The sequence below is a fragment of the Streptomyces sp. NPDC056128 genome, assembly GCF_042263835.1.
Classification (GTDB): Bacteria; Actinomycetota; Actinomycetes; order Streptomycetales; family Streptomycetaceae; genus Streptomyces.
The window spans coordinates 220,044-245,988 of sequence record NZ_JBHJVQ010000003.1; the positions used below are offsets into that span (position 1 = coordinate 220,044).

Annotated in this window: 24 protein-coding genes and 1 riboswitch; of the genes, 13 read left to right on the forward strand and 11 right to left on the reverse strand. The window is 71.8% G+C overall.

Going from position 1 to position 25,945, the window contains the following annotated elements; all coding sequences use genetic code 11:
* Positions 1–156: riboswitch (cyclic di-AMP (ydaO/yuaA leader) on the reverse strand.
* 567 nt (positions 157–723) lie between these two features.
* The 4 genes from ACFC1X_RS09085 to ACFC1X_RS09100 all read left to right on the forward strand — a co-directional run bounded on the left by ACFC1X_RS09085 (position 724) and on the right by ACFC1X_RS09100 (position 5,162).
* The gene (locus tag ACFC1X_RS09085; RefSeq protein ID WP_376350245.1) at positions 724–1,734 is read left to right on the forward strand and encodes a polyprenyl synthetase family protein; all 1,011 of its coding nucleotides are present in this window, start codon (positions 724–726) and stop codon (positions 1,732–1,734) included.
* A 279-nt stretch (positions 1,735–2,013) separates the two neighbouring features.
* Positions 2,014–3,225 carry an outer membrane lipoprotein carrier protein LolA gene (locus ACFC1X_RS09090; protein ID WP_376350248.1) on the forward strand — a complete coding sequence of 404 codons (1,212 nt, stop codon included), beginning with the start codon at positions 2,014–2,016 and terminating at the stop codon, positions 3,223–3,225.
* 28 nt (positions 3,226–3,253) lie between these two features.
* Positions 3,254–4,222, forward strand: coding sequence for an ABC transporter ATP-binding protein (locus tag ACFC1X_RS09095; RefSeq protein WP_376350250.1), 969 nt, complete (start codon positions 3,254–3,256; stop codon positions 4,220–4,222).
* Positions 4,209–5,162, forward strand: coding sequence for an ABC transporter permease (locus ACFC1X_RS09100; protein WP_376350252.1), 954 nt, complete (start codon positions 4,209–4,211; stop codon positions 5,160–5,162). Before ACFC1X_RS09095 ends, ACFC1X_RS09100 begins: the two co-directional genes overlap by 14 nt.
* Before the next feature lie 26 nt (positions 5,163–5,188).
* Here ACFC1X_RS09100 and ACFC1X_RS09105 read toward each other — a convergent pair whose 3' ends face one another.
* Positions 5,189–5,791, reverse strand: a complete 603-nt coding sequence (locus ACFC1X_RS09105; protein ID WP_376350255.1) for a flavodoxin family protein — start codon at positions 5,789–5,791, stop codon at positions 5,189–5,191.
* Between the two features lie 117 nt (positions 5,792–5,908).
* Complete coding sequence (locus ACFC1X_RS09110) at positions 5,909–6,439, reverse strand: DUF6668 family protein (protein WP_376350257.1); 531 nt, start codon at positions 6,437–6,439, stop codon at positions 5,909–5,911.
* 229 nt (positions 6,440–6,668) lie between these two features.
* Here ACFC1X_RS09110 and ACFC1X_RS09115 point away from each other — a divergent pair, with 229 nt between their 5' ends.
* Positions 6,669–8,105, forward strand: coding sequence for a tetratricopeptide repeat protein (locus tag ACFC1X_RS09115; protein WP_376350260.1), 1,437 nt, complete (start codon positions 6,669–6,671; stop codon positions 8,103–8,105).
* Between the two features lie 28 nt (positions 8,106–8,133).
* Here the strand turns inward: ACFC1X_RS09115 and ACFC1X_RS09120 are convergent, their stop codons facing one another.
* The 9 genes from ACFC1X_RS09120 to ACFC1X_RS09160 all read right to left on the reverse strand — a co-directional run bounded on the left by ACFC1X_RS09120 (position 8,134) and on the right by ACFC1X_RS09160 (position 18,923).
* Positions 8,134–9,108, reverse strand: coding sequence for a M28 family metallopeptidase (locus ACFC1X_RS09120; RefSeq protein ID WP_376350262.1), 975 nt, complete (start codon positions 9,106–9,108; stop codon positions 8,134–8,136).
* Positions 9,109–9,280: 172 nt separating this feature from the next.
* Complete coding sequence (locus ACFC1X_RS09125; protein ID WP_376350265.1) at positions 9,281–9,751, reverse strand: VOC family protein; 471 nt, start codon at positions 9,749–9,751, stop codon at positions 9,281–9,283.
* Between the two features lie 16 nt (positions 9,752–9,767).
* Positions 9,768–10,769, reverse strand: a complete 1,002-nt coding sequence (gene rarD / locus ACFC1X_RS09130; protein ID WP_376350268.1) for an EamA family transporter RarD — start codon at positions 10,767–10,769, stop codon at positions 9,768–9,770.
* A gap of 158 nt (positions 10,770–10,927) precedes the next feature.
* Positions 10,928–11,782 (reverse strand): SDR family oxidoreductase, encoded by an 855-nt coding sequence (locus tag ACFC1X_RS09135; RefSeq protein ID WP_376350271.1) that lies wholly within the window; start codon positions 11,780–11,782, stop codon positions 10,928–10,930.
* Positions 11,783–11,952: 170 nt separating this feature from the next.
* The gene (locus ACFC1X_RS09140) at positions 11,953–13,011 is read right to left on the reverse strand and encodes a 2-oxoacid:ferredoxin oxidoreductase subunit beta (protein ID WP_376350273.1); all 1,059 of its coding nucleotides are present in this window, start codon (positions 13,009–13,011) and stop codon (positions 11,953–11,955) included.
* Positions 13,004–14,941, reverse strand: a complete 1,938-nt coding sequence (locus tag ACFC1X_RS09145) for a 2-oxoacid:acceptor oxidoreductase subunit alpha (RefSeq protein ID WP_376350274.1) — start codon at positions 14,939–14,941, stop codon at positions 13,004–13,006. The genes ACFC1X_RS09140 and ACFC1X_RS09145 overlap by 8 nt, the downstream gene beginning before the upstream one ends.
* A gap of 282 nt (positions 14,942–15,223) precedes the next feature.
* On the reverse strand, positions 15,224–15,883 hold the full coding sequence (locus tag ACFC1X_RS09150) for a LuxR C-terminal-related transcriptional regulator (protein WP_376351015.1): 660 nt from the start codon (positions 15,881–15,883) through the stop codon (positions 15,224–15,226).
* Between the two features lie 279 nt (positions 15,884–16,162).
* Positions 16,163–17,530: a sensor histidine kinase gene (locus ACFC1X_RS09155; protein WP_376350277.1), complete on the reverse strand. Its 1,368-nt coding sequence runs from the start codon at positions 17,528–17,530 to the stop codon at positions 16,163–16,165.
* Positions 17,531–17,666: 136 nt separating this feature from the next.
* Positions 17,667–18,923, reverse strand: coding sequence for a sensor histidine kinase (locus tag ACFC1X_RS09160; protein WP_376350278.1), 1,257 nt, complete (start codon positions 18,921–18,923; stop codon positions 17,667–17,669).
* 198 nt (positions 18,924–19,121) lie between these two features.
* On the opposite strand from ACFC1X_RS09160, the gene ACFC1X_RS09165 reads away from it, so the two are divergent.
* The 8 genes from ACFC1X_RS09165 to ACFC1X_RS09200 are packed head-to-tail and all read left to right on the forward strand — an operon-like array spanning position 19,122 to position 25,942.
* On the forward strand, positions 19,122–19,517 hold the full coding sequence (locus ACFC1X_RS09165) for an NADH-quinone oxidoreductase subunit A (RefSeq protein ID WP_376350280.1): 396 nt from the start codon (positions 19,122–19,124) through the stop codon (positions 19,515–19,517).
* Entirely contained in the window at positions 19,508–20,167 is a 660-nt protein-coding gene (locus ACFC1X_RS09170; RefSeq protein WP_376350282.1) for an NADH-quinone oxidoreductase subunit B, read from the forward strand. The genes ACFC1X_RS09165 and ACFC1X_RS09170 overlap by 10 nt, the downstream gene beginning before the upstream one ends.
* Entirely contained in the window at positions 20,164–21,291 is a 1,128-nt protein-coding gene (locus tag ACFC1X_RS09175; RefSeq protein ID WP_376350285.1) for an NADH-quinone oxidoreductase subunit C, read from the forward strand. The genes ACFC1X_RS09170 and ACFC1X_RS09175 overlap by 4 nt, the downstream gene beginning before the upstream one ends.
* Positions 21,288–22,256 carry an NADH-quinone oxidoreductase subunit H gene (locus ACFC1X_RS09180; protein WP_376350288.1) on the forward strand — a complete coding sequence of 323 codons (969 nt, stop codon included), beginning with the start codon at positions 21,288–21,290 and terminating at the stop codon, positions 22,254–22,256. The genes ACFC1X_RS09175 and ACFC1X_RS09180 overlap by 4 nt, the downstream gene beginning before the upstream one ends.
* Before the next feature lie 2 nt (positions 22,257–22,258).
* Positions 22,259–22,867, forward strand: a complete 609-nt coding sequence (locus ACFC1X_RS09185) for a NuoI/complex I 23 kDa subunit family protein (RefSeq protein WP_376350291.1) — start codon at positions 22,259–22,261, stop codon at positions 22,865–22,867.
* Complete coding sequence (locus ACFC1X_RS09190) at positions 22,864–23,559, forward strand: NADH-quinone oxidoreductase subunit J (protein ID WP_376350293.1); 696 nt, start codon at positions 22,864–22,866, stop codon at positions 23,557–23,559. The genes ACFC1X_RS09185 and ACFC1X_RS09190 overlap by 4 nt, the downstream gene beginning before the upstream one ends.
* Entirely contained in the window at positions 23,559–23,951 is a 393-nt protein-coding gene (gene nuoK / locus ACFC1X_RS09195) for an NADH-quinone oxidoreductase subunit NuoK (RefSeq protein ID WP_234957991.1), read from the forward strand. The genes ACFC1X_RS09190 and nuoK overlap by 1 nt, the downstream gene beginning before the upstream one ends.
* Positions 23,948–25,942 (forward strand): NADH-quinone oxidoreductase subunit L, encoded by a 1,995-nt coding sequence (locus tag ACFC1X_RS09200; protein ID WP_376350296.1) that lies wholly within the window; start codon positions 23,948–23,950, stop codon positions 25,940–25,942. The genes nuoK and ACFC1X_RS09200 overlap by 4 nt, the downstream gene beginning before the upstream one ends.
* The last annotated feature ends 3 nt before the right edge of the window (positions 25,943–25,945 follow it).

Genomic DNA, 25,945 nt, shown 5'->3' on the forward strand with positions numbered 1-25,945 from the left:
TGTCCCTCTCCTGACGCCTGCGAGGTGAGCTGTCGGGTTCGGGCGGGGAGGTGCCCGGCCGCGCCCTGACGGGTACGGCTTCACCCCGAGCCGCTCCGGTGGTGACCGGTGCGGCGACTTACCTGGGTCCCCCGCTCCTGCCGGCGAGTGAGTTGAGTGGATGACTGTGTGTCCGGGCGATGGCAGGATTCGGCGTCCGCCCGACAGGCCGGGAACGTATGCGAGAGCACATGTCCGGAACAAGTGCAGGAATCACCCAACGTCCTGTTGACCTTGGTCTGAGGCATTTCGGGGTCTTGATCCTTTGCGGTTGCCAAGCCTCAACTGGCTTGCGGCGCAAAGGGAGGGCACAGGTTGCGGCGGGGTTGCCCGAGGGTGCTGCAGAGTGAGCCAACTCACGGGCCTCAACAAGCGCGGCAAAACGGGCATTAATCCCAACTGCGCCCCAACCGGCCCTCGATGCAGAGTGCTTCACCCGTCCGGTGTTTTCGCGCGCCGGGAGGGCATCCGTTCGGGACCGGGGAGGCGATATTGAAATCGGCCAATATGTGCTCATATCGACTGATCAAAAACATACCGCTCATGATCCGATACCGACCGGCCTGTAACGGTGGGCGCTAGCGGTGATCGAAAGGTGACCGGATACGCTGACTCGAGTGGTGGCAGCGACCTATCGACAAACCAGGTAATCGCCAGTAGGCACCAGCAGACAGGAGACCCCTCGTGACCGTCGTCGGGCCGTTCGGGCTGAGCGTGCGGGACCAGGCTCTGGAAGCCGATGTCCAGGCCGGATTGGTCGCGGTCGAGGAAGGGTTGCTTGAAGCAACCAAAAGCGAGGTGCCCTTCATCACGGAGGCCGCCCAGCACCTGGTGCGGGCCGGCGGCAAGCGGTTCCGGCCGCTCCTGGTGATGCTCTCGGCCCAGTTCGGCGACCCCTACGCCCCCGGGATCGTGCCCTCGGCCGTGGTGGTGGAGCTGACCCACCTGGCCACGCTGTACCACGACGACGTGATGGACGAGGCCGCCGTGCGGCGCGGGGTCGCCAGCGCCAACGTCCGCTGGGACAACTCGGTCGCGGTGCTGACCGGCGACTTCCTCTTCGCCCGCGCCTCCCAGATCCTCGCCGACCTCGGTCCCGAGGCGGTCCGCGTGCAGGCCCTCGCGTTCGAGCGGCTGGTCACCGGCCAGATCCTGGAGACGGCCGGACCGCAGGACGGCCGGGACCCCGTCGACCACTACCTGGACGTGCTGGGCGGCAAGACGGGCTCGCTGGTGGCCGTCTCCTGCCGGTTCGGCGCGATGATGTCCGGCGCCGACGAGACGGTGGTGGACGTGCTGACCCAGTACGGCGAGCGGCTCGGCGTCGCCTTCCAGCTCGCGGACGACGTCCTGGACATCGCCTCCGACTCCCACGAGTCGGGCAAGACGCCCGGCACGGACCTGCGCGAGGGCATCCCCACCCTGCCGGTGCTCCGGCTGCGCGAGCGCGCGGCCCGGCTGGGCCTCGCCGAGGACATCGCGCTGAGCGAGCTGCTCGACTCCGACCTGAGCGACGACGCCCGGCACGCCGAGGCGCTGCGCCTGCTGCGCGCCCACCCCGCGCTGGAGCACGCCCGGCGGGACACCGTCCGCTACGCCAAGGACGCCCGCGCGGCCCTGGCTCCGCTGCGGGAGTGCGAGGCGAAGGCCGCGCTGGTGGAACTGTGCGACGCCGTGGTGCACCGGGCCGGCTGAACCCCGCCCCGCCCGTGCGCCGCGCCACGGGCGGGTGCCCGCCGTCGGCGGGCGGCGTACCCGTCCCCTACGGGGCGGGGGAGCAGCCGCCCTCCGGTGTCATCCCGCAGGAGTACGTGGAGTTGAGCCCGCGGTCTGACGATTGCGCTCCGGTGATTTGGTCAGATGGACACCACGGAAAACACCAATCCTCACCGATTCGGGTGAGAATGGCGGCTCACGGGTGAACGAGTGCGAGGTCGCGAGACAGCCGCCGCCGACGACGGAGGTAGGGCACACATGGCACCGATCGATTCCGACGACAACACGACCGCCGGGGCGGGCGAGGAGCTGAGCGCCCGACGGCGCAAGGCCGCGCGGTACGTCGTCCCGGTCGCGGTGATGGGAGTGGCGGCCGCGACGATCGGGCTGGTCCCCGCGCTCGCCGACTCCGGGGACCCCGACCTGCCGAAGGTCACGGCGGAGGAACTCGTCCAGAGGATCGCCGAGTCGGACGTCCAGCAGCTCTCCGGCACGGTCCGGATCAGCACCGACCTGGGCCTGCCGGACCTCGGCGGCCTGGAGAGCGGCCTGATGTCCGGAATGTCCGGCGGTCCGGGCGGGGACGGGAAGGACGGCGGCTCGTCCGCCGACCCCTCGGCCAAGCTCACCCAGCTGGTCTCCGGCTCCCACACCCTGCGCGTCGCGGCCGACGGCCCCGACCGGCAGAAGGTGTCCCTGCTGGAGGACGCCGCCGAGTACAGCCTCATCCACGACGGCAAGGACGTCTGGGGCTACGACAGCAAGTCCAACGAGGTCTACCACTCCACCTCCGACGGCGGAGAGCGGCCGGAGAAGGACGTGCCGGCCACCCCGAAGGACTTCGCCGACCAGGCGCTCAAGTCGATCGACGACACCACGTCCGTGAAGGTCGGCGGCACCGCCCAGGTGGCCGGCCGCGACGCGTACCGGCTCGTCGTCGAGCCCAAGCAGAAGGGTTCCACGGTCGGTGCGATCACCGTCGCCGTGGACGCCGAGACCGGCACCCCGCTGAAGTTCACGCTGACCCCGGCGAGCGGCGGCGCCGCCGTCGTGGACGCGGGCTTCACCAAGGTCAGCTTCGCGAAGCCGGACGCGTCGACGTTCGACTTCACCCCGCCCAAGGGCGCGAAGGTGACCGAGGCCGACGAGAAGGCCGCCAAGACTCCGGAGCACGGGCGCAAGGCCGAGGGCGACCTCGCCAAGCTGGACGGCCTGAAGGTCATCGGCGAGGGCTGGAACTCGATCGCCGCCTTCGACACCGGCGGCCAGGGCCTGCCCACGGGCGCCGCGGGCGGCGGCGACCTCGGCGGCTTCCTCGGCTCCCTGGGCGACCAGGTCAAGGGCGACTTCGGCTCGGGCACGGTCTTCAAGACCCGCCTGGTCAACGCCCTGATCACCGAGGACGGCAAGGTCTACGCCGGTGCGGTCACCAAGGACGCGCTGGTGAAGGCCGCGAACGCCGCGAAGTAGCGGAGCAGGGGCACAGGAGAGGAAGCCGATGGCCGAACCGTCCGTCACGGAGCCGGAGCGGGCGGACGACGCCGTCATCTCCACCCGCGGGCTCACCAAGCGCTACCGCGGCGGACAACTCGCCGTCGACGGTCTCGACCTGACCGTCCCGGCGGGCAGCGTCTTCGGCTTCCTCGGCCCCAACGGTTCCGGCAAGACCACCACCATCCGCATGCTGATGGGCCTGATCGAACCGACCTCGGGCAGCGCCCGGGTCCTCGGCCGGCCCATGCCGCGCGCGGCCCGCACCGTCCTGCCCAGGGTCGGCGCCCTCATCGAGGGCCCGGCCCTGTACGGCTTCCTCTCCGGCCGCGACAACCTGCTGCGCTACGACGCCGCCGACCCGACCGCCGACCCGCGCACCCGGCGCGAGCGCGTCGCGGCGGCGCTGGACCGGGTGGGCCTCGCGGCCGCCGCCGGCAAGAAGGCGAAGGCGTACTCGCTCGGCATGAAGCAGCGGCTCGGCCTCGCCGCCGCGCTGCTCCAGCCGCGCCGCCTGCTGGTCCTGGACGAGCCGACCAACGGGCTCGACCCCCAGGGCATGCGCGAGATCCGCGCGCTGGTCCGCGAACTCGCCTCCGACGGCACCACCGTCTTCCTCTCCTCCCACCTGCTGGACGAGATCGAGCAGGTCTGCACGCACGCCGCCGTGATGGCCCAGGGACGCCTGATCACCCAGGGCGCGGTCGCCGACCTGTCGGCCGGGGCGCGCGGCCGGCTGGTGGTGACCACGCCGGACGCGGGCGACGCGGCCCGGGTGCTGAAGGAGCAGGGGGCCGGGGACGTGGTCGTCGCCGAGGACCGGGTGACGGCCGAGCCCCCGGACCGCGACCTGGCCGAGGTCAACGCGGCCCTGGTCGCGGCCCACGTCCGGGTCCGCGGCTTCGCACTGGAACGGGCCTCCCTGGAGGATGCGTTCGTGGCCCTGACCGGAGAGGGATTCGATGTCGCGGGCTGAGACGGGGAACGTGCCGGTGGCGCCGGCGGAGACGCCGGGTGCGGGTGCGGGTGCGGGTGTGGACGCGGGTGCGGTGCGCACGCCGAGTCCGCTGTGGTCCCTCGGACTGCTGCGCAGCGAACTGCTGATCACCTTCCGGCGCTGGCGCACCCTCGCCCTGCTGGGCGTCCTGGCCGCCGTGCCGGTCCTGGTGGGCATCGCGGTGAAGATCGAGACCAGCGACGGGTCGTCGTCGTTCGGTGGCGGCGGTGGGGGTGGCGGCGGCGAGGGCCCGGCCTTCATCTCGCAGATCAGCAACAACGGCCTGTTCCTGGTCTTCACCGCGCTCGCCGCGACCCTCCCGTTCTTCCTGCCGATGGCCGTCGGCGTCGTCGCGGGCGACGCGATCGCCGGCGAGTCCAGCGCGGGCACGCTGCGCTACCTCCTCGTCGCCCCGGCCGGGCGCACCCGGCTGCTGCTCACCAAGTACGCGACGGTGATCGCCTTCTGCCTCGCCGCCACCCTGGTGGTCGCGGTCTCGGCGCTCGCGGTCGGGGCGCTGCTCTTCCCGCTGGGCGACCTGACCACGATCTCCGGCACCCGGATCGGCTACGCGGAGGGCCTGGGGCGCGCGCTGCTGATCGCCCTGGTGGTGGCTGCCTCACTCGTCGGCCTCGCGGCCCTCGGCCTGTTCGTCTCGACCCTGACGGGCAGCGGCATCGCGGCGATGGCGACCACCGTCGGACTGCTGATCACGGTCCAGATCCTCGACCAGATCCCCCAGCTGCACGCGCTCCAGCCGTACTTCTTCTCGCACTACTGGCTGTCCTTCGCCGACCTGATGCGCGAACCGGTCTACTGGGACGACCTGATGAAGAACCTGGGCCTCCAGGCCCTCTACGCGGCGGTCTTCGGCTCGGCGGCGTGGGCGCGGTTCACGGCGAAGGACATCACCGCGTAGGGCGTCACGCCTCGCGCCCGAGGACCTCACCGCGCGGGCACGGCCACCGGCTCCTCGTACGGGAACCGGGCGAGCGGTGCCTCCCGCGCGAAGAACGTCTTGGCGCGGGACAGCGCGTCCGTGTCCCGCAGCACGTCACCGGGACGGCTGCCGTTGCCGAGCAGTACGCCGCCGAAGCGCATCCCCATGTAGGCCGCGGAGTTGCTGAGGGTGCCGATCAGCGGGTCGGCGACCTCCTGCTCCTCGTGCGCCAGCGCGGTGACGCCCCACAGGGTGCGGCCGGCCAGGGTCGCCTTGAAGTCGAGGCCGGGCGTGCGCAGCCAGCCCGACCAGTGGTCGAGGTAGCGCTTGACCGGCGTGGACAGCGAGTACCAGTACAGCGGCGACGCGATCACGAGGTCGGTCGCGTCGAGCGTGGCGTCGAGCAGCAGACCGGCGTTGCCCTCGGTGGGGCGCGTGTGGTCGCTGTCGTGCCGCAGGTCCTCGAACTCGGGCAACGGGTGGCGGGCCAGGTCGATCCAGCGCTGCTCGACGTCCGCGGGGAGCTGTTCGGCGGCCCGGCGGGCGAGCAGCTCGGTGTTGCCGTCGGGGCGGCTGCTGCCCAGCAGGAAGAGAAAACGGCGCGTCATGGTGTCCCCTGGAGTGATCGGCGATGAGCGAATACCAGCACATGCATTATATGCGTACGCATTCAATTGTCCATGCGTGTGCATTCACCTAGCGGCGTCCGGGGGTGCCGACCGGGCTCAGTGCACCCGCCGCGTGCGGCGGACCAGTGACTCCGTCCCCCGGGGCGGGCCCTCGTACGTCCCGTCCAGGCGCCAGGCGGGCACCCACGGGACGCGGTGGACGTCCACGGCCGACTCGAGCAGCCGTACGCGCTGGGCGAGCTGCCGGGGAAGCCGCCCGGGCGCGTCCGCAACGAGGACCACGGAGTCGAGCCCGACCCCCGTGGGCACCCGTCCGAGCCGGAACTCCTCCACGGCCCGGCCGACGGCCGTGAGACCGGCCGCGTGCGTGCGGGCCACCAGCAGCACCGACGAGGGGTCGCCGGGGCCGGGCCAGCCCCGCCCGCAGTCCTGCCCGCCGAACACCCCGGCGAGCGTCGTCACCCCGGCACCGCCGTGGACGCCGATCCAGGAGAAGCCTGGCGCTTCGGCGGGGGTGGGGGCAGGGGCGAGTGGCGGCTCGGGGGCGGTCGGCCCCCGGTCGGGCGGCTCGGGCGGCTCGGGCGCCGCCACCGGCCCGCGGATCCATATCTCCGGTCCCTGTCGCATGCCTGACCGCCTGCCCGCTCTCCCCCCGGCTCACGCACCCCGCCCACCGGCCCCGCACCGACCCGCCGATACGTGCGTGACCTCCTGGAACGAGCCTGTGACACCCCGGTGACGTGAGAATCGCGAGCGAGCGGAGAGACTCGACAGTAGGTGCAGGACTGGTATGACAGGCTCTGGACGGCAGGGAACACGGGACCGCCGACGGAAGCCGCCGATGAGTGGGGGAACGATGTCTCGACTCGGTCGCGACAAGCAGCGGGAGCACGAGCGCGCCGAGCGCTCGCCGGACCCCGCGGCGACGCCGATCGACGTGTGCGTGCCGGAGGCCGGTTCCGGCGCGCAGACCGCCACGATCGACGGTTCGACGGTCGTCGCGGCACCCGGCGAGGAGATCCAGAACGCCGTCCTGAACCGCCTCCACCGCCTCGCCCTCGCCGTCGGCCACCCCGTCCTCGCCACGATCCACGACCGGCGCATCGGCTACTCCGTCCCGCTCCGCGTCGACCCGGACGGCTCCAGCCACCTCGCCGCCGACCCGGTGCCGACGGCTCCCGAGGAGGAGGCGGCGACCGGGTGGGACCGGCCCACACACGTCCTCCGGTCGCTGGAGGCCGTACGGGACAGCGCCCCGACGTTCCCGCTCCCGGCCGTGCCCGACGCCGGGCGGACGCCGTCCGGCGACTCCCCGCCGACGTTCACCCTCCGCGCCCTGCCGGGGGCCTCCGGCGGTACGGCGCCGGGCACGGTGGCGCCGCCGACGGGGGAGTTCGGACCGCCGCCGCGGATGGAGGGGGCCGGGGACGCGGAAGGGGCGGTCCCTCGGGAGGCTGCCGGGCCGTTCACCGGCGCCGGGTATGCGTCAGGGGGCGGGTCGGGGGCCGTGCCGACGCCCGGGGCCGCGTCGGAGGCCGAGCCGTCCGTGTCCGAGCCGTCCGTGTCCGAGCCCGCGGCCCGACCCGCCGGCGGCCCCCGCCCGTTCGCCGGGCACGAGCCGGTCGCTGACGCTCAGCCGGTCGCTGACGCGCAGCCAGTCGTTGACGCGCAGCCGGTCGCCGAGGCCAAGCCGGTCGCCGAGGCCAAGCCCCTTGCCGACCCGGGCCCGTTCGTCGACCCCGACCCCAAGCCGACCCCCGCCCGCGGGTTCGACGCCGTGGCCGAGGCCGTGCTCGGGGACGGACCGCTCACCGCGCCCGGTGACTCGACCGTCCCCGCGCTGCTCGCGCAGCCGACCGCGCGGGTCAACGAGGCCGTCAAGGAGGGCCGTACGCAGGACGCGGCGCTGCTGGCGGAGCAGGCCGTGGCGGAGGCCTCGCAGACGCTGGGGCCGGAGCACCCGGAGGTACTCCGGCTCCGCGAACTCACGGCGTACATCGCCTACTTGTCCGGCGATCCCGACCGCGCCTTCCGCCTCTCCCTGGACCTGGCCCGGATACACCGCCGCGCGGGCGACGCCGAGGCCGCGTACGGCAACGTCCAGAGCGCGGCCACCGCCTGGCGTGCCGTACGCGACCCCGAACGGGGCATGGAACTGGGGCAGGACCTGGTCGGCCTGTGGGACGAACTCGCCGCCGAGGAGGGCCCGGCCGCGGAGGACGCCGAGCAACTGGAGTCCGCCCGCACCCGCATGGGCCGCCTCGCCGAACGCGCCCGGGCCCAGGCCGGCTGACCGGGCGGCCCCGCCTCGGAAGCCTGTCCTACTGCGACAGTTCCCAGATCGCGTACGCGATGGCGTCGCCGTTGCGGTCCAGGGCCGTGTCGTTGATGTTGGCGGTGGTGTCGCAGGACGAGTGGTAGCAGCGGTCGAAGGACTGGCCCGCGGTGCCGCCCCACTTGGCCGCCTGGGCGGACGTCTTGCGGTAGTCGGCGCCGCTGAAGAGGCCGCCGACGGGGACGCCCACGTTCTTGAAGGGCGCGTGGTCGGAGCGGCCGTCGCCCTCGGTCTCGATCTCGGTGGAGACGCCGATCCCGGCGAAGTAGTCCTTGAAGGTCTTCTCGATGGTGGGGTCGTCGTCGTAGACGAAGTAGCCGGGGTTGGGCGAGCCGATCATGTCGAAGTTCAGGTAGCCGCTGATCTTCGCGCGGTCGGCGGAGGAGAGGCGGTTGACGTAGTAGCGGGACCCGACCAGCCCCAGTTCCTCCGCTCCCCACCAGGCGAAGCGCAGGTGCTTGGTGGGCTGGTAGCCGGACCGTGCCACGGCGAGCGCGGTCTCCAGTACGGCGGCGGAGCCGGAAGCGTTGTCGTTGATGCCGGGCCCGGAGCCGACGCTGTCCAGGTGTGACCCGGCCATGACAACCTGATTCGCGTCACCGCCGGGCCAGTCGGCTATCAGGTTGTACCCGGTGCGGCCGGAGGCGGTGAACTGCTGGATGCGGGTGGTGAATCCGGCGGCGTCCAGCTTGGCCTTCACGTAGTCGAGCGAGGCCTTGTAGCCGGGGCGGCCGTGGGCGCGGTTGCCGCCGTTCGCCGTGGCGATCGACTGGAACTGGGTGAGGTGGGCCTTGACGTTGGCTATCGGCAGGTCGGGCGCGGCGGCGACGGCCGCCGTGCCCGAGGCGGGGCCGGACCGCTCGGTGGCGGAGGCCGCGCCGGCCACGGAACCGCCGGCCGCGAGTGTGACGACCGCGACGGCACCGGCCGTCAGCGCACGTCCGGAGAAGGGGAGCTTCATGTGGGGGGCTCCGAATTCCTAGGGAATCCCTGGGGAGGGAACTCCGCAGTGAATGGGGTGCCTGGATGGTGTGGCCGGGACTGACCGCTCGTCAAGACCGCTATTCGGCCATGGCATCGCGGATATCGGAAGCTCCGCCCCGCCGGTACACGGCCCCCGCGTCGGACGGCCCCTAGTGCACGCAGAACTCGTTCCCCTCGGGGTCCGCCATCACCACCCACTCCCCGCCCTGCTCCGCCACCCGCCGCAGCACGCCCGCCCCCAGCGCCTCCAGCCGGCCTACCTCCGCCTCGCGTTCCCCTTCCCGGGAGTGCACGTCGAGGTGGACGCGGTTCTTGCCGGTCTTGGTCTCCGGGACGCGCTGGAACAGCAGCCGCCGCCCCAGCCCCGTCCCGCTCTCCTCGTCGTAGGGGTCGTCGGGGTGCCGTACGGCCACCAGGTCCCGCCAGGCGCGGCGCCCGTGGGACTCCAGGGTCAGCTCCTCCGGTACGGCCCCGAAGCCCAGCAGTTTCCCGATGAGCGCGCTGTTGTCCTCCACCTCGTAGTGCAGGGCGGCGGCCCAGAAGTCCGCCTGCGCGTGCGGGGCGGCGGCGTCGATGACGATCTTGAAGTGCAGGGGAGCGGGTCGTGGTGTCGAGGTCATGGACCAGTCATATGGGTTACGTGACCGAGCGGGCAACGGAATCGCCGGAGTCCCGCGTCGCGTCGCTCTCCTTGACCGGCGGTACGCCCGCGCCCGTCCGGTCCAGCTGCTCCCTGAGCGCCCGCGCGGTCCGGCGGGCCGTACGCAGCGCGTCCCAGGTGAGCAGCGTCAGCGCCAGCCAGACCAGGGCGAAACCGGCCCAGCGCTCGGGCGGCATGGCCTCGTGGAAGTAGAGGACCCCGAGGGCGAACTGGAAGACCGGCGCCAGGTACTGCAGCAGCCCCAGCGTGGACAGCGGCACGCGGATCGCGGCCGCGCCGAAGCAGACCAGCGGGATCGCGGTGACCAGACCGGTCGCGGCCAGCAGCGCCGAGTGCCCGACGCCCTCGGTGGTGAACGTCGACTCGCCCTGCGCCGACAGCCACACCACATAGCCGAGCGCGGGCAGGAACTGGATCGCCGTCTCGGCGGCCAGCGACTCCACGCCCCCGAGGTTGACCTTCTTCTTCACCAGGCCGTACGTGGCGAAGGAGAAGGCGAGGCAGAGGGAGATCCACGGCGGCTGTCCGTAGCCGACGGCGAGGACCAGGACGGCGGCGAAGCCGGTGCCGACCGCCGCCCACTGCGCGGGCCGCAGCCGCTCCTTGAGCAGCAGCACGCCCATCGCGATGGTGACCAGCGGGTTGATGAAGTACCCGAGCGAGGCCTCGACGACATGGCCGCTGTTCACGGCCCAGATGTACACGCCCCAGTTGACGGTGATGACCGCGGCGGCCACGGTGACCAGGCCGAGCCTGCGCGGCTGCCGCAGCAGCTCACCGGCCCAGGCCCAGCGCCGTACGAAGAACAGCGCGACGGCGACGAAGACGAGGGACCACGCCATCCGGTGGGCGAGGATCTCCCCGGCCCCGGCGGGCTTGAGCAACGGCCAGAACAGCGGGACGAGCCCCCACAGCCCGTACGCCGTGAAGCCGTTCAGCAGACCTATGCGCTGCTCACTCCTGGACGACCCGGCCACGGGCACCTCCTTCTCGCACACGGCATGCCGGGACGGACGCATGCCACGACGAAAGGTAGCGCCGCACCCGGCCGCCTGTCATGCCCGTATCGCCATACGGTCATGACAGGCGGGGTGCGTGCCGTGGAGGAGGCGGCGGGGGCGGGCCCGTGCGGGCGTCAGCTCCTGACCGCGGCGGCGACCGCCTCGGCGAGCGGCGTGGTGGGGCGGCCGGTCAGCCGGGAGAGGTCGCCGCTGGTGACGACCAGCTCACCCTTCTCGATGGAGTCCTCCACGCCCGCGAGGATGGCGGCCAGCGGCGCGGGCAGTCCCGCGCCGGCCAGGATGCCGGTGTAGGCCTCGGCGGAGACGGGGGTGTAGGCGATCTCCCTGCCGGTCCGCCGGCTCAGCTCGGCGGCGTACTCGGCGAAGCCCCACGCCTCGTCGCCGCCCAGCTCGTACGCCTTGTTCTCGTGGCCCTCGCCGGTCAGTACGGCGACGGCGGCGGCCGCGTAGTCGGCGCGGGAGGCGGAGGAGATCCGGCCCTCGCCGGCCGCCTGCACGACGGCGCCGTGCTCCAGGACCGGGGCGAGCTGCTCGGTGTAGTTCTCGTGGTACCAGCCGTTGCGCAGCAGCACGTAGGGCACGCCCGAGCCGACGAGGACGTCCTCGGTGGCGCGGTGGTCGTCCGCGAGCGCGGCCTTGAGGCTGCTGGGCGCGCTGGTGTAGGCGAGCAGGGCGACGCCGGCCTTCTTCGCCGCGTCGATCACCACCGTGTGCTGCTGGACGCGGCCCTTGTCGAACTCGTTGCCGGAGATCAGCAGCACCCGGTCGCCGGACGCGAACAGGCCGTCGAAGGTCTCGGGCGCGTTGTAGTCGGCGACCGCGAGCCGTACGCCGCGGGCGGCGAGGTCGGCGGCCCTGTCGCGGTCCCGGACGACCGCGGTGACCTGGTCGGCGGGCACCTTCTCCAGCAGTTGCCGCACGACGTGGCGGCCGAGGTGTCCGGTGGCTCCGGTGACGACGATGCTCATGGGTTCAGTACTCCTTGTGGGGTGCGATGTCACCAACCATAGGAGCTGCGCTAACTTCTGGATAGTGCCCACTTTGAAGTAAGGTACTTACGTTTGGGTAAGCGTAAGGGGCCCGGGCGTTCTCCGCCCGGGCCCCTCGGTTCTCGTCGGTTCTTGTCAGTTCTCGGTTCTCAGCCGACGACCGTCCAGGTGTCGTTGCCCGCGAGCAGCGCGGCGAGGTCGCCCTTGCCGTCCCGCTCGATGGCGGCGTCGAGCTGGTCGGACATGAGCGTGTCGTAGACCGGCCGCTCCACCGAGCGCAGCACACCGATGGGCGTGTGGTGCAGGGTGTCCGGGTCGGCCAGCCGGGAGAGGGCGAAGGCGGTGGTCGGCGAGGTGGCGTGGGCGTCGTGGACCAGGACGTCCGCCTCGTTGTCCGCGGTGACGGTGACGACCTTCAGGTCGCCGGTCCCCGGGTCCCGTACGACGCCCTTGGCGCCGTCGGAGCCGAAGCGGATCGGCTGCCCGTGCTCCAGCCGGATCACCGCTTCCTCGGCCCGCTCCCGGTCCTTGAGCGCGTCGAAGGCGCCGTCGTTGAAGATGTTGCAGTTCTGGTAGATCTCGATCAGCGCCGTGCCGGGGTGCTCGGCGGCCTGGCGCAGTACCTCGGTGAGGTGCTTGCGGTCCGAGTCGACGGTCCGGGCGACGAAGGACGCCTCCGCGCCGATGGCCAGCGAGACCGGGTTGAAGGGCGCGTCCAGCGACCCCATCGGGGTCGACTTGGTGATCTTCCCGACCTCGGAGGTGGGGGAGTACTGGCCCTTGGTCAGCCCGTAGATCCGGTTGTTGAACAGCAGGATCTTGAGGTTGACGTTGCGTCGCAGCGCGTGGATGAGGTGGTTGCCGCCGATGGAGAGCGCGTCGCCGTCACCGGTGACGACCCAGACGGACAGGTCGCGGCGGGAGGCGGCGAGCCCGGTCGCGATGGCGGGGGCGCGGCCGTGGATGGAGTGCATCCCGTACGTGTTCATGTAGTACGGGAAGCGGGAGGAGCAGCCGATGCCGGAGACGAAGACGATGTTCTCCTTCGCCAGGCCGAGCTGGGGCATGAAGCCCTGCACGGCGGCGAGGATGGCGTAGTCGCCGCAGCCGGGGCACCAGCGCACTTCCTGGTCGGACTTGAAGTCCTTCATGGACTGCTTGCCCTCGGCCTTGGGGACGAGGTGGAGCAGCGCGTTGGCGTCAGTCATCGATGGCCTCCTTCAACACCGCGGCGAGCTGCTCCGCCTTGAACGGCATGCCGTTGACCTGGTTGTACGACTGCGCGTCGACCAGGTACTTCGCCCGGATGAGGGTGGCGAGCTGACCGAGGTTCATCTCGGGGACCACCACCTTGTCGTACCGCTTCAGCACCTCGCCCAGGTTGGGCGGCAAGGGGTTGAGGTGGCGGAGGTGGGCCTGCGCGATCGGCACCCCGGCGGTGCGCAGCCGGCGCACGGCGGCGGTGATGGGGCCGTACGTCGAACCCCAGCCCAGTACCAGGGTCCGCGCCCCGCCCGGGTCGTCGACCGCCAGTTCGGGGACGTCGATCCCGTCGATCTTGGCCTGCCGGGTGCGGACCATGAAGTCGTGATTGGCCGGGTCGTACGAGATGTTCCCGGAACCGTCCTGCTTCTCGATGCCGCCGATCCGGTGCTCCAGACCAGGGGTACCGGGCACGGCCCAGGGCCGGGCCAGGGTCTGCGGATCGCGCTTGTACGGCCAGAAGACCTCGGTGCCGTCGTCCAGGGCGTGGTTGGGGCCCTGCGCGAACCGCACCGCCAGGTCCGGCAGCTCGTCCGGCTCCGGGACCCGCCAGGGCTCGCTGCCGTTGGCCAGGTAGCCGTCGGACAGCAGGAAGACCGGGGTGCGGTACGCCAGCGCGATCCGCGCCGCCTCCAGCGCCGCGTTGAAACAGTCCGCCGGGGTGCGCGGTGCGACGATCGGGACCGGCGCCTCGCCGTTGCGCCCGTACATCGCCTGCAACAGGTCGGCCTGCTCCGTCTTGGTCGGCAGCCCGGTGGACGGCCCGCCGCGCTGGATGTCCACGACCAGCAGCGGCAGTTCGAGGGAGACAGCGAGTCCGATCGTCTCGCTCTTGAGCGCCACGCCGGGACCCGAGGTGGTGGTCACCGCCAGCGAGCCGCCGAACGCGGCGCCCAGCGCGGCGCCGATGCCGGCGATCTCGTCCTCGGCCTGGAAGGTCCGCACCCCGAAGTTCTTGTGCCGGCTCAGCTCGTGCAGGATGTCCGAGGCCGGGGTGATCGGGTACGAGCCCAGGAAGAGCGGCAGGTCCGCCTGGCGGGAGGCCGCGATCAGACCGTAGGACAGGGCGAGGTTCCCGGAGATGTTGCGGTACACCCCCGGCGGGAACGCCGTAGCCGCCGGTGCCACCTCGTAGGAGACCGCGAAGTCCTCCGTGGTCTCCCCGAAGTTCCAGCCCGCGCGGTACGCCGCGATGTTGGCCGCGGCGATGTCCGGCTTCTTCGCGAACTTCGTGTTCAGGAACTTCTCCGTGCCCTCGGTGGGCCGGTGGTACATCCAGCTCAGCAGCCCGAGCGCGAACATGTTCTTGCTGCGCTCGGCCTCCTTGCGGCTGAGGTCGAACTCCTTGAGGGCCTCGACGGTCAGCGTGGTCAGCGGCACCGGATGCAGGTGGTAGCCGTCGAGCGAACCGTCCTCCAGCGGCGACGTGTCGTAGCCGACCTTCTGCATCGCCCGCCGGGTGAACTCGTCCGTGTTGACGATGATCTCCGCGCCGCGCGGCAGGTCGCCGACGTTCGCCTTCAGCGCGGCCGGGTTCATCGCGACCAGCACGTTGGGGGCGTCGCCCGGGGTGAGGATGTCGTGGTCGGCGAAGTGCAGCTGGAAGGACGAGACACCGGGCAGGGTGCCGGCGGGCGCCCGGATCTCGGCCGGGAAGTTCGGCAGCGTCGACAGGTCGTTCCCGAACGACGCGGTCTCCGAGGTGAAACGGTCGCCGGTGAGCTGCATCCCGTCGCCCGAGTCTCCGGCGAACCTGATGATCACCCGGTCCAGCCGGCGGACGTCCTTCGTCCCGACCGGTTTGCGCTGCGCTCCCACGACGGTCTCGTCGGTTCCGTCGGCCTGCTCCGCTGGGCTGCTGACCTGGCTGGTCACTGAACTGGACCTCCCTCGAGACGGCTGTCCGGGGACTGGTCTCCCACCGACCGTCCCAGGATCAACCCTACGTCCGCGGATGCTGACTTCCGGTGGAGATTCGCATGATGGACACGACTTCGAGATGGCCCACAGCCCCGGTATTCCGGGGATTTCCCGCCCCTCGACACCGATGAGGACGTCCCCCGCCCACGCTCCGGTTTCTCATTCGTCCGGATGAGCCGGACGAGTGGGAGGGCCGCCGGGCCCGGTGTGTGGCCCCTGAGGTTCAGGAACCGGGAGTCATGAGTTGAGGTACGTGAGCACCGCCAGCACCCGCCGGTGATCACCGTCGCTCGGGGACAGACCCAGCTTCATGAAGATGTTGCTGACGTGCTTCTCGACCGCCCCGTCGCTCACGACGAGCTGCCGGGCGATCGCCGAGTTCGTCCGGCCCTCGGCCATCAGCCCCAGTACCTCCCGCTCCCGTGGGGTGAGCCCCGCCAGCACGTCCTGCTTGCGGCTGCGCCCGAGCAACTGCGCGACCACCTCCGGGTCCAGCGCGGTACCCCCGTCCGCCACGCGCACCACGGCGTCCACGAACTCCCGCACCTCGGCCACCCGGTCCTTGAGCAGATAACCGACGCCCCGGCTGGAACCGGCCAGCAGCTCCGTGGCGTACCGCTCCTCCACGTACTGCGACAGCACCAGTACCCCGAGGCCGGGATGCGCCTTGCGCAGCCGGATCGACGCGCGCACTCCCTCGTCCGTGTGCGTCGGAGGCATCCGCACGTCCGCGACCACGACGTCCGGCAGCTCGCCCTGGGCGTCCAGCTCGGTGATGGTCTTGATCAGTGCCTCACCGTCGCCGACACCGGCCACGACCTCGTGCCCGCGGTCGGTCAGCAACCGGGTCAGCCCCTCTCGGAGCAGCACTGAATCCTCGGCGATGACCACCCGCACCCTGTCCTCCACGATTTTTCGGCCCCCCACAGCCCGTCCGCCTCACGGTCCCCGCGGCCCACACCGCGTCCACGAACCGTTCGTACGACAGGTCCAGCATTCCAGCATCGGAGGCCGGATGCCCTGGGGCAACGGGAAGAGGACGGGAAGTCCCGGCCGTACCGTCCGGCTTCGGCTCCACGATGGCCGGATTTCGACCCCGGGCGAACGGGTCACCGCAGGCCGCCCGGGCCGCCCGGAGTGGCGTAAGGGAGAGCGGGGCGGGCGCGGCGCCGCGCCTCAGCCGGATATCGGCTCGTTCCGCCAGGGCAGCTCGGCCGTCACCCGCGTCGGCCCCCCGGCCGGAGAGTCCACCACCAGGATCCCGTCCACCGCGTCGAGCCGCTCCGCCAGTCCGGCGAGTCCCGAGCCGGCCGTCACGTCCGCCCCGCCGACGCCGTTGTCCACGACCTGGAGCAGCAGCCGGTTCTCCACCCGCCACACCTCGACGGCGGCCGCCGTGGCCCGCGCGTGCTTGCTGATGTTCTGCAGCAGCTCCGACACCGTGAAGTACGCGATGCCCTCGATCGCCGATGCCGGCCGCTCGGTGAGGTCGACCTCCACCCGCACCGGCACGGTGCAGCGCGAGGCGACCGAGGAGAGCGCCGCGTCCAGACCGCGGTCGGTCAGTACCGCGGGGTGGATGCCCCGGGCCAGGTCTCGCAGCTCCTGGAGGGCCGTCTTCACCTCGCCGTGCGCCTCCTCCACCATGATCGCCGCCGCCCGCGGGTCCTCCTGCAGCTTCTCCTTCGCCAGGCCGAGATCCATGGCCAGGTTGACCAGGCGGGCCTGCGCCCCGTCGTGCAGGTCGCGCTCGATGCGCCGCAGGTCGGCCGCGGCCGTGTCCACCACGACCCCCCGGTCCGACTCCAGCTCCACGACCCGCGTCGCCAGCCGCGACGGTCCGAGCAGCCCGTGCACCATCACCCGGTCCACCGTCGTCAGCGCCCGCACGATCCACGGCGTCGCCAGCGTGAACAGCAGCCCGACCAGCGCGGTCACGGTGATCTCGAACGGGTTGTCCAGGTAGATCCGGTGCGTCTCGTCGCCGTAGAGCTGGAGCCCGTCCTGCCCCGCGTACATCGGGAACACCCAGAACCACAGCGGGTACGTCAGCATCGCCCACCCGACCGCCCAGAAGTTCACGGCGACGACGAACGAGAACACCGCCCACGGGAACTGAAGAAACGCGTACAGCAGACTCCGCCAGGAGGTGCCGCTCTTGAGCACGGCCCCCATCCAGCCCATCGCCCCGTGCTTCCGCACCCGCAGCGGCTCCGGGTCGGACACGTCGAGCCCCAGCAGCGCCCGGGCCCGCGCCCGCTCCATCACCCCGAAGCCCCGGCACCCGGCGAGCGCCGCCGCCAGCACCGGCACACCCAGGAACGTCACCAGCAGGCCCGCTCCCAGCGACACCATCGTGACCGCGTAGGTGAAGAGCAGGATGCTGATCGGCAGACCCACCAGCACGTAGCCGAACTCCCGCCAGCTGCGTGCCTCGAACGGCGCTCGCAGCCCGGCCGGCAGCCGGTGGCGACGCGCCCCGGTGTCCCCGGGGAAGCCGGGCCCGCTCCCGAACCCGTAACCCTGTCCGTATTCCGTGGCCATCGGTGCCGTCCTTCTCCTCGTCCTACGGCTCTGCTGTCGTAACTCCACCCTCCTCGCCCGCACCTCCACGGGCCATGGAGCCCGTCGGCGTCTGGAGAGGGGGGTTTTCCCTACCTCGGGACCTCGGGCCCGTCCGTCACCGCGTCCCGGACGTGCGCCGCGCGTGGCCGGCGTCGGAGGCGCCGGGAGCCGCGTCCGCCGCGGTGCGGTCGCGCCACGGCAGCTCGGCCGTGATCGCCGTCGGTCCGCCCTCCGGCGAGTCGATGACGAAGAGGCCGTCGACCGCGGAGAGCCGGTCGGCGAGGCCCTTCATCCCCGTACCCGCGTCGAGGTGTGCGCCGCCCTGACCGTCGTCCTCCACCTGTATGAGCAGCCGGTCGGACGACCGCCACACCTCCACGGAGGCGGAACGCGCCCCACTGTGCTTGCTGACGTTCTGGAGCAGCTCCGAGACGGTGAAGTAGGCGATGCCTTCGATGGCCGGCGCCGGACGCTCCGCCAGGTCGACGGTCACCCTGACCGGCACGGTGCAGCGGGAGGCGACCGAGGAGAGCGCCGCGTCCAGACCGCGGTCGGTCAGGACGGCCGGGTGGATGCCCCGCGCCAGGTCCCGCAACTCCTGAAGGGCCAGCTTCACCTCGCCGTGCGCCTCGTCGACCATCGCCGCCGCCGCGTCGGGATCCTCCAGGAGCTTCTCCTTGGCCAGACCCAGCCCCATGGCCAGGTTGACCAGGCGGGCCTGCGCCCCGTCGTGCAGGTCGCGCTCGATGCGCCGAAGGTCCGCCGCGGCCGTGTCCACCACGACCCCCCGGTCCGACTCCAGCTCGGCGATCCGCCGTTCCAGCTCGTCGGACGGGGACAGCAGCGCGCGCACCATCGCCCGGTCGGCGTTGGCCAGGCCCCGCGCGATGAACGGCAGCACCGGCCACAGCACGAACAACGACGTCAGCGTGATGACGAAGGTGACCACGCCCCAGGGGAGCCGCATGAAGTCGTACAGGACCGTGCGCCAGCCCACCGGGTCCTTCAGCGCCATCCACAACTGGGGAAAGAACCCGCCCCCGCCGTGCAACGGCAGCGGACTGGGCTCCTCCACCCGCACTCCGAGCAGCGCCCGGGCCCGCGCCCGCTCCAGCTTGCCGAGCTGACGTGCGCCGAGCAGTCCGGCCGCCAGCAGCGGGAACCCGATCACCGTGACCGTCAACCCGACCCCGACGAACAGCATCGTCGAGACATAGACGAAGCCGAGCAGCGACGCCGGGAAGTTCGCCAGCAGGTGGGCGATCTCTTTCCAGGTGTGCCGGTCGAAGGCGAAACGGGCCGGCGGCAGGCGGTCGCCGGCCGCCCCACCGGCGGTCCCGGCGGGGGTCGAAGTCGCGAGGTGTTCGGTCATACGGATCAGCGTGCCGTGCGGCAGGGCACCGCGCCATGAGGTGGACCGCCGGGATGTACTGAGGAAAACCCCACCCCGGCCCCGGCCCACGTCTCAACGTACGACGGGCTGCTTACCGTCTCTTTATCAGGCCCTAGACTCCCGTGCGTACAGATCGTCGAGCAGCAGGCGTTGAGGACAGGGAGCGAGGGGACGCACGTGCCGGAACCGACCGTCGGGCTCGCCGCGGACTACTTCCAGTCCTACTCGGTCGTCGCCCTGCTCGCCGTGGTGGGCGTGCTCTTCGTCGCCGTGGCCTTCGGAGCCGGGCGGCTGCTGCGGCCCGTGGTCCCGACACCCGAGAAGCTGCTGACGTACGAGTGCGGCGTGGACCCCGTCGGCGAGGGCTGGGCACACACCCAGATCCGCTACTACGTCTACGCGTTCCTCTACGTCATTTTCGCGGTCGACTCGATCTTCCTCTTCCCTTGGGCGACGGTCTTCGCCGATCCTGGTTATGGAGCGACGACCCTCGTGGAGATGTTCATCTTCCTGGGCTTCCTGGCCGTGGGCCTGCTCTACGCATACAAGAAGGGCGTCCTGTCGTGGACGTGAATCCCTCCGGAGCCGAACCGCTCCCGGAGCCCGTACCGCTTCCCGAGCCCCAGCGGCTGGGCACCCTCGCGCGCCTGGCCCCCGAGCCGATGAAGGTCGTCCTGAACTGGGGCCGCCGGTACTCCCTCTGGGTCTTCAACTTCGGCCTCGCCTGCTGCGCGATCGAGTTCATCGCCGCGTCGATGGCCCGCCACGACTTCATCCGGCTCGGCGTCATCCCCTTCGCGCCGGGCCCCCGCCAGGCCGACCTGATGGTCGTCTCGGGCACGGTGACCGACAAGATGGCGCCCGCCGTCAAGCGCCTGTACGAGCAGATGCCCGAGCCCAAGTACGTCATCTCCTTCGGCGCCTGCTCCAACTGCGGCGGCCCGTACTGGGACTCCTACTCCGTGACGAAGGGCGTCGACCAGATCATCCCCGTCGACGTCTACGTCCCCGGCTGCCCGCCGCGCCCCGAGGCACTGCTCCAGGGGATCCTCAAGCTCCAGGAGAAGATCGCACGGGAGTCGCTGGGGGAGCGCTACGGCACGTCGGGCCGGCCGTCGACGGCCGCGCTGCAGAGCGGACTGGTGCGACCGCCTGGGTCGGGATCGGGGTCGGACTCCGGATCGGGATCGGGATCGGGATCGGGCTCAGGGGGTGCGCGATGACGGCGGTCGGCTGGCTGCCCGCCGGCACCGAGGAGCTCTTCGGCCCCGAAGCCACGGCCGAGGAGTCGTACGACGTCCTGACGGTCGACGTACCGCCGACGTCCTGGATCTCCGCCCTGGAGACCGCGCGTGACCGGCTGAGCTGCACGTACTTCGACTGGCTGAGCGCGGTCGACGAGCCGGGCACGGGGTTCCGCGTCGCCGCACACGTCGTGGCCCTCGGACCCGTACGCCGACTGCTGCTGCGTACGACGGTCCCGCACGAGTCCCCGGCCCTGCCCACCGCCGTCGCGGTGTACGCGGGCGCGGCCTGGCACGAGCGCGAGACCCACGAGATGTTCGGCGTCGAGTTCGCGGACCATCCCGCGCTGGACCACCTGCTCCTGCCGGAGGGCTTCGAGGGCCACCCGCTGCGGAAGGATTTCGTCCTCGCCGCCCGCGTGGCCAAGGCCTGGCCCGGCGCCAAGGAGCCGGGCGAGTCCGACCACGGCGGACCCCGTCGCCGCCAGATGCTGCCGCCGGGCGTCCCCGACCCCAACGAGTGGGGCCCGCAGAAGGGCCAGCTGCCGCCCGCCCCGGCCCGCCCGGCACGCGGCGCGGGACGTGCGGCCGGAGAGCGCCCGGCTCGCGCGGCCGGTGACCGGCCGGTCCGCCGGACCCGTACGGCGGGCGAGGGCTCCGCCAGTCAGGCACCGCCGCCCAGCACCGGCACCGGCACCGAAACGCCGTCCACTCCGCGTCGCTCCCGCACGGCGGCGGAGGGATCGGCGAGCCAGACGCCCACGGATGGCCGGACGTCTCCGGCCGACCAGACGTCTCCGGCCGAGGAGTCTTCGGCGGCTCCGACGCCCCGACGCAGCCGAAGCGCGTCGCAGGGCTCGACGAGCCAGCGGGCCGCCACCGACGCGGGACAGCAGGAGAAGACCGGGTCGTCCGGCGAGGCGCCCGCCTCGGCACCCCGCAGCCCGGACGCCCCGTGGCATCACGACCGCCCGGCGTTCGACGAGCCGGAGGAGCGCGACCAGCGCGACGAGCGGGACGAGTCGGACGAGCCGGACGAGCCCCAGGAGTCGGACCGGACGAAGCCCGAGAACCCCCCGAACCCCCCAGGAGGCCCGCGGTGAACGACGCGCTCGACGTCACCCTGCGCCTCCTGATCGTGTTCGCCGTCTTCCTCACGTTCCCCCTGATCATCGGCCAGACCGAGCACAAGGTGATGGCCCACATGCAGGGCCGCCTCGGCCCGATGTACGCCGGCGGCTTCCACGGCTGGGCCCAGCTCGTCGCGGACGGCGTGAAGTTCGCGCAGAAGGAGGACGTGGTCCCCGCCGACGCGGACCGCCGTATCTTCCAGCTCGCCCCCGCCGTGGCCCTGCTGCCGTACCTCCTGGTGCTCCTGGCCATCCCCATCGGCCCCGGCGAGGGCGCGGTCGGCCAGGTCGTCGACGCGGGCGTCTTCTTCGTGCTCGCCGTGATGGGCGTGGGCGTCCTCGGCTCGCTCATGGCCGGGTGGTCCTCCGCCAACAAGTTCTCCCTCCTCGGCGGCCTGCGCACCGCCGCCCAGCTCCTCGCCTACGAACTCCCGATGCTGCTCACCGCCGCCTCGGTGGCCATGGCGGCCGGCACGGTCTCACTCGTCGGCATCCTGAACGCCTTCGAGTGGTGGTGGCTGCCCTGGCAGATCGTCGGCGCGATCGTCTTCTTCGTCGCCGGGCTGGCCGAACTGCAACGCCCCCCGTTCGACATGCCGGTCGCCGACTCGGAGATCATCTTTGGCGCCTACACCGAGTACACCGGCCTGCGCTTCGCCCTGTTCCTCCTCGCGGAGTACGCCGGGATCGTCGTCCTGTGCGGCCTGACCACCGTCCTCTTCCTGGGCGGCTGGCACGGGCCCTGGGGCGCGGACGGCCTCGGCTGGGTGTGGACCCTGCTGAAGACGGCCGTGCTCGCCTTCGTCGTGATCTGGCTGCGCGTGACCTATCCGCGCCTGCGTGAGGACCAGCTCCAGAAGCTCTCCTGGACCCTCCTCGTCCCCCTCTCCCTCGCCCAGATCGCCCTCACCGGCATCGTCAAGGTGGTGATCCAGTAACCATGGCCCCCATCCCCGGCTCGGGTCTGGCCAAGGGCCTGGCCGTCACCCTCCGCACGATGACGAAGAAGACCGTCACCCAGCAGTACCCGGACGCCCAGCCCGAGCTCCCGCCCCGCACCCGCGGCGTGATCGGCCTGTTCGAGGAGAACTGCACGGTCTGCATGCTGTGCGCCCGCGAGTGCCCCGACTGGTGCATCTACATCGACTCCCACAAGGAGACGGTCCCGGCGGCCACCCCGGGCGGGCGCGACCGCAGCCGCAACGTCCTCGACCGTTTCGCCATCGACTTCTCCCTGTGCATGTACTGCGGTATCTGCATCGAGGTCTGTCCTTTCGACGCCCTGTTCTGGTCCCCGGAGTTCGAGTACGCCGAGACCGACATCCGTGACCTCACCCACGAACGCGACAGGCTCCGCGACTGGATGTGGACCGTCCCGGCCCCGCCGGCCCTCGACCCCGGCGCCGAGGAACCGAAGGAACTCGCCGCCGCCCGCAAGACCGCCGACAAACTGGCGGCCCAGCAGGAGTCGGCCCAGCAGGAGGCGACCCAGCAGGAGTCGGCCGCCGCCCCCGAGCAGGCGAAGCCCGAACAGGAGGGCCGGGAATGACCCTCGCCGCGACCGTCCGCCACCTGGCCGCGGACCCCACGACCACGGCCGCCGAAGCACACGGCTTCCTCTCGCCGACCGGCGTCGAGATCGCCTTCCTCCTCGTCGGCCTGGTCACATTCGGCGCCGCCGTCCTCACCGTCACCACCCGGCAGCTCGTCCACGCCGCCCTGTGGCTGGTGGTGGCCCTCGGCGGCCTGGCCGTCGAGTACCTGCTGCTCACCGCCGAGTTCATCGCCTGGGTACAGGTCCTCATCTACGTCGGGGCGGTCGTCGTCCTCATCCTGTTCGGCCTGATGCTCACCAGGGCGCCCATCGGCCGGTCCCCGGACGCCGACTCCGGCAACCGCTGGGCGGCCCTCACCGTGGCCGTGGCCGCCGCGGTGGCCCTGGTGTGGGTCGTCGTCGACGCCTTCCGGGCCACCTGGATCGACCTGGACGGCCCGGCGGCCGGCTCGACCGCCGTCACCGGAGCGAGTCTCTTCCAGAACTGGGTCCTCCCCTTCGAAGCCCTCTCCGTCCTCCTCCTCGCCGCGCTGGTCGGCGCGATCGTCCTGTCCCGCAAGGCCAAGGCGGACCGCGCGAGCGACGCGCCCAAGGCCGACGCGCCCAAGGCCGACGGACCCAAGACCCACGCGCCCAAGGCCGACGCGCCCGCCCCGAACGCCGCCGCCAAGGGCGGTGACCGCTGATGCACCTCGCCTATCCCGCCGTCCTCTCCGCCCTCCTGTTCTGCACGGGCCTCTACGGCGTCCTGGCCCGCCGCAACGCGATCCTGGTCCTGATGTCGGTCGAGCTGATGCTCAACGCCGTCAACCTCAACCTGGTCGCCTTCGACGTCTGGCTCAGCAAGGCCGCCGAGGAGACCCTGCACTCCGGCCAGGCCCTGACCCTGTTCACGATCGCCATCGCGGCCGCCGAGATCGGCATCGGTCTCGCGATCGTGCTCGCCGTCCACCGCAACCGCGGCACCGCCGACATCGACAAACTGCGCGACACCGCCGAGGGCCACGAGCCGGACGGCCCCGACACCGACACCCCCGCGACCGGGACGGCCGCCGAGAAGGCTGAGGCCACCGCGTGACCACGACCACCCTCGCCGTACTCGTCCCACTCCTTCCCTTCCTCGGGGCCGCCGCCGGTCTTCTCCTGGGCCGCACCGCGCCCGGCTTCGTCCGCCCGCTCGCCGTCCTGCCGACCCTGGCCGCCCTCGTCCTCGCCGTACTGGTCGCCTCCCGCCAGGGCGGCGGTCGCGCGGTCGACGCCGCCACGGAGCTGACGCCCACCGGTTCGGTCCCCGTCGAGCTCGCCCTGCACATCGACGGCTTCGCCGCCCTCGTCGCCGTCCTGGTCGGCACCGTCGCCACCTGCGTGCAGATCTACTCGACGGGCTACCTGCGCGACGACCCGCGCTACCCCTCGTACGCCGCGCTCGTCTCCCTGTTCACCTCCGCCATGTTCCTCGTCGTCTACTCCGGCGACCTGATGGTGCTGCTGGTCGGCTGGGAGATCATGGGCATCTGCTCGTACTTCCTGGTCGGCCACTACTGGGAGACCCCGGAGGCGCGTGCCGCCTCCCTCAAGGCCTTCCTGGTGACCAAGCTCGGTGACGTCCCCTTCCTGATCGGTCTGCTGGCGCTGGCCACCGAGGCCGGTTCCTTCCGCATCACGAAGATCCTCGGCGCGGTCGCCAACGGCTCCCTCGACCATCCGACGCTGATCGCCCTGCTGCTCCTGGCCGGTGTGGCGGGCAAGTCGGCGCAGTTCCCGCTGCACACCTGGCTCCCCGACGCGATGGCGGGCCCGACGCCCGTCTCCGCGCTGATCCACGCCGCGACGATGGTCGCCGCCGGTGTCTACTTCGTCGCCAGGCTCCTTCCGCTCTTCGAGGCCTCACGGGCCGCGATGGTCGTCCTCGCCGTCATGGCCGCCGTCACGATGGTCGGGTCGGCGCTCGCCGCGCTCGCCCAGGACGACATCAAACGCGTCCTCGCCTACTCGACGATCGGCCAACTCGGCTACATGACCGGGGCCCTCGCCGCGGGCGACCGCGGTGCCGCCGTCTTCCACCTCCTCACGCACGGCGCCTTCAAGGCGCTGCTCTTCCTCGGCGCGGGCGTGATCATCCACGCCGCCGGCACCAACTCGCTGGCCGCCATGTCCCGCATGCACAACCTGCGCGACCGCGTCCCGGACGCCTACTGGACGATGAGCGTCGCGCTGCTCGCCCTCGCCGCGATCCCTCCCTTCAGCGGCTTCTTCTCCAAGGAGTCCGTCCTCGGCGTCGCGGAGCACGTCGCCACCGGGCACACCGAGCACGCACCCGGCACCGTGGGCTGGACGGTCCTCGTCGCCGGGCTGATCACGGCCCTGCTCACCGCCGCGTACGCGACCCGCCTGTGGCTGCTGGCCTTCCGCGGGCGGGGCGCCGAGGCCCCCGACCACGGCCGGCAGCCGGTGGTCATGAACGCCGTGCTCTGGGTGCTCGCCATCCCCTCACTCGCTCTCGGCGGGCTCGCCTTCCGTCTGCTGCCCGACTGGTTCGACGGCCAGGACCTCACCCCGACCCTCACCACCTCCGTGCTCGGCACGGGCGTGGCCCTGATCGGCGGCATCGTGACCTACGCCGCCTGGCGGCACACCACCTCGTTCGCGGCCCGAGTCCCGCTCGGCGCGGTCGCGGCCCACCCGGAGGGCGACGCCGCACTGGTGGAGGCCGAGGCCATCGCCAGTCACGAGCCCGCCTACGGAAACGTCGCCTCCGCCCCCGACCCGTCGGATCCCGGACGGCTCCTGCTGGGCCCGCTGCACCGGCACGCGGCCGCCGGCTTCCACCTGGACGCGGTGTACACGACCCTCTTCGTCCGGCCCGTCCAGGCCGGCGCGAGCCTCGTACGGTTCCTCGACCGCGAGGTCGTCGACACCTACGTACGCGGGGCGGGCGCCCTGCCCCGCTGGCTCGGGGCCGCCGTACGACGTGCCCAGACCGGCAATGTGCAGACCTATGTGAGCGCGCTGCTCGCCGGCACCGTCGTCCTCGCGGTCGCCGCCGTCCTCGTCGCCACGGGAGCGTGAGCA

Bases quoted from the DNA above. Each gene is read 5' to 3' on its own strand.
- ACFC1X_RS09090 (WP_376350248.1), top strand. From the start codon at position 2,014: ATGGCACCGATCGATTCCGACGACAACACGACCGCCGGGGCGGGCGAG.
- ACFC1X_RS09095 (WP_376350250.1), top strand. From the start codon at position 3,254: ATGGCCGAACCGTCCGTCACGGAGCCGGAGCGGGCGGACGACGCCGTC.
- ACFC1X_RS09100 (WP_376350252.1), top strand. From the start codon at position 4,209: ATGTCGCGGGCTGAGACGGGGAACGTGCCGGTGGCGCCGGCGGAGACG.
- ACFC1X_RS09105 (WP_376350255.1), bottom strand. From the start codon at position 5,791: ATGACGCGCCGTTTTCTCTTCCTGCTGGGCAGCAGCCGCCCCGACGGC.
- ACFC1X_RS09110 (WP_376350257.1), bottom strand. From the start codon at position 6,439: ATGCGACAGGGACCGGAGATATGGATCCGCGGGCCGGTGGCGGCGCCC.
- ACFC1X_RS09115 (WP_376350260.1), top strand. From the start codon at position 6,669: ATGTCTCGACTCGGTCGCGACAAGCAGCGGGAGCACGAGCGCGCCGAG.
- ACFC1X_RS09120 (WP_376350262.1), bottom strand. From the start codon at position 9,108: ATGAAGCTCCCCTTCTCCGGACGTGCGCTGACGGCCGGTGCCGTCGCG.
- ACFC1X_RS09125 (WP_376350265.1), bottom strand. From the start codon at position 9,751: ATGACCTCGACACCACGACCCGCTCCCCTGCACTTCAAGATCGTCATC.
- ACFC1X_RS09135 (WP_376350271.1), bottom strand. From the start codon at position 11,782: ATGAGCATCGTCGTCACCGGAGCCACCGGACACCTCGGCCGCCACGTC.
- ACFC1X_RS09140 (WP_376350273.1), bottom strand. From the start codon at position 13,011: ATGACTGACGCCAACGCGCTGCTCCACCTCGTCCCCAAGGCCGAGGGC.
- ACFC1X_RS09155 (WP_376350277.1), bottom strand. From the start codon at position 17,530: ATGGCCACGGAATACGGACAGGGTTACGGGTTCGGGAGCGGGCCCGGC.
- ACFC1X_RS09160 (WP_376350278.1), bottom strand. From the start codon at position 18,923: ATGACCGAACACCTCGCGACTTCGACCCCCGCCGGGACCGCCGGTGGG.
- ACFC1X_RS09175 (WP_376350285.1), top strand. From the start codon at position 20,164: ATGACGGCGGTCGGCTGGCTGCCCGCCGGCACCGAGGAGCTCTTCGGC.
- ACFC1X_RS09185 (WP_376350291.1), top strand. From the start codon at position 22,259: ATGGCCCCCATCCCCGGCTCGGGTCTGGCCAAGGGCCTGGCCGTCACC.
- ACFC1X_RS09190 (WP_376350293.1), top strand. From the start codon at position 22,864: ATGACCCTCGCCGCGACCGTCCGCCACCTGGCCGCGGACCCCACGACC.
- nuoK (WP_234957991.1), top strand. From the start codon at position 23,559: ATGCACCTCGCCTATCCCGCCGTCCTCTCCGCCCTCCTGTTCTGCACG.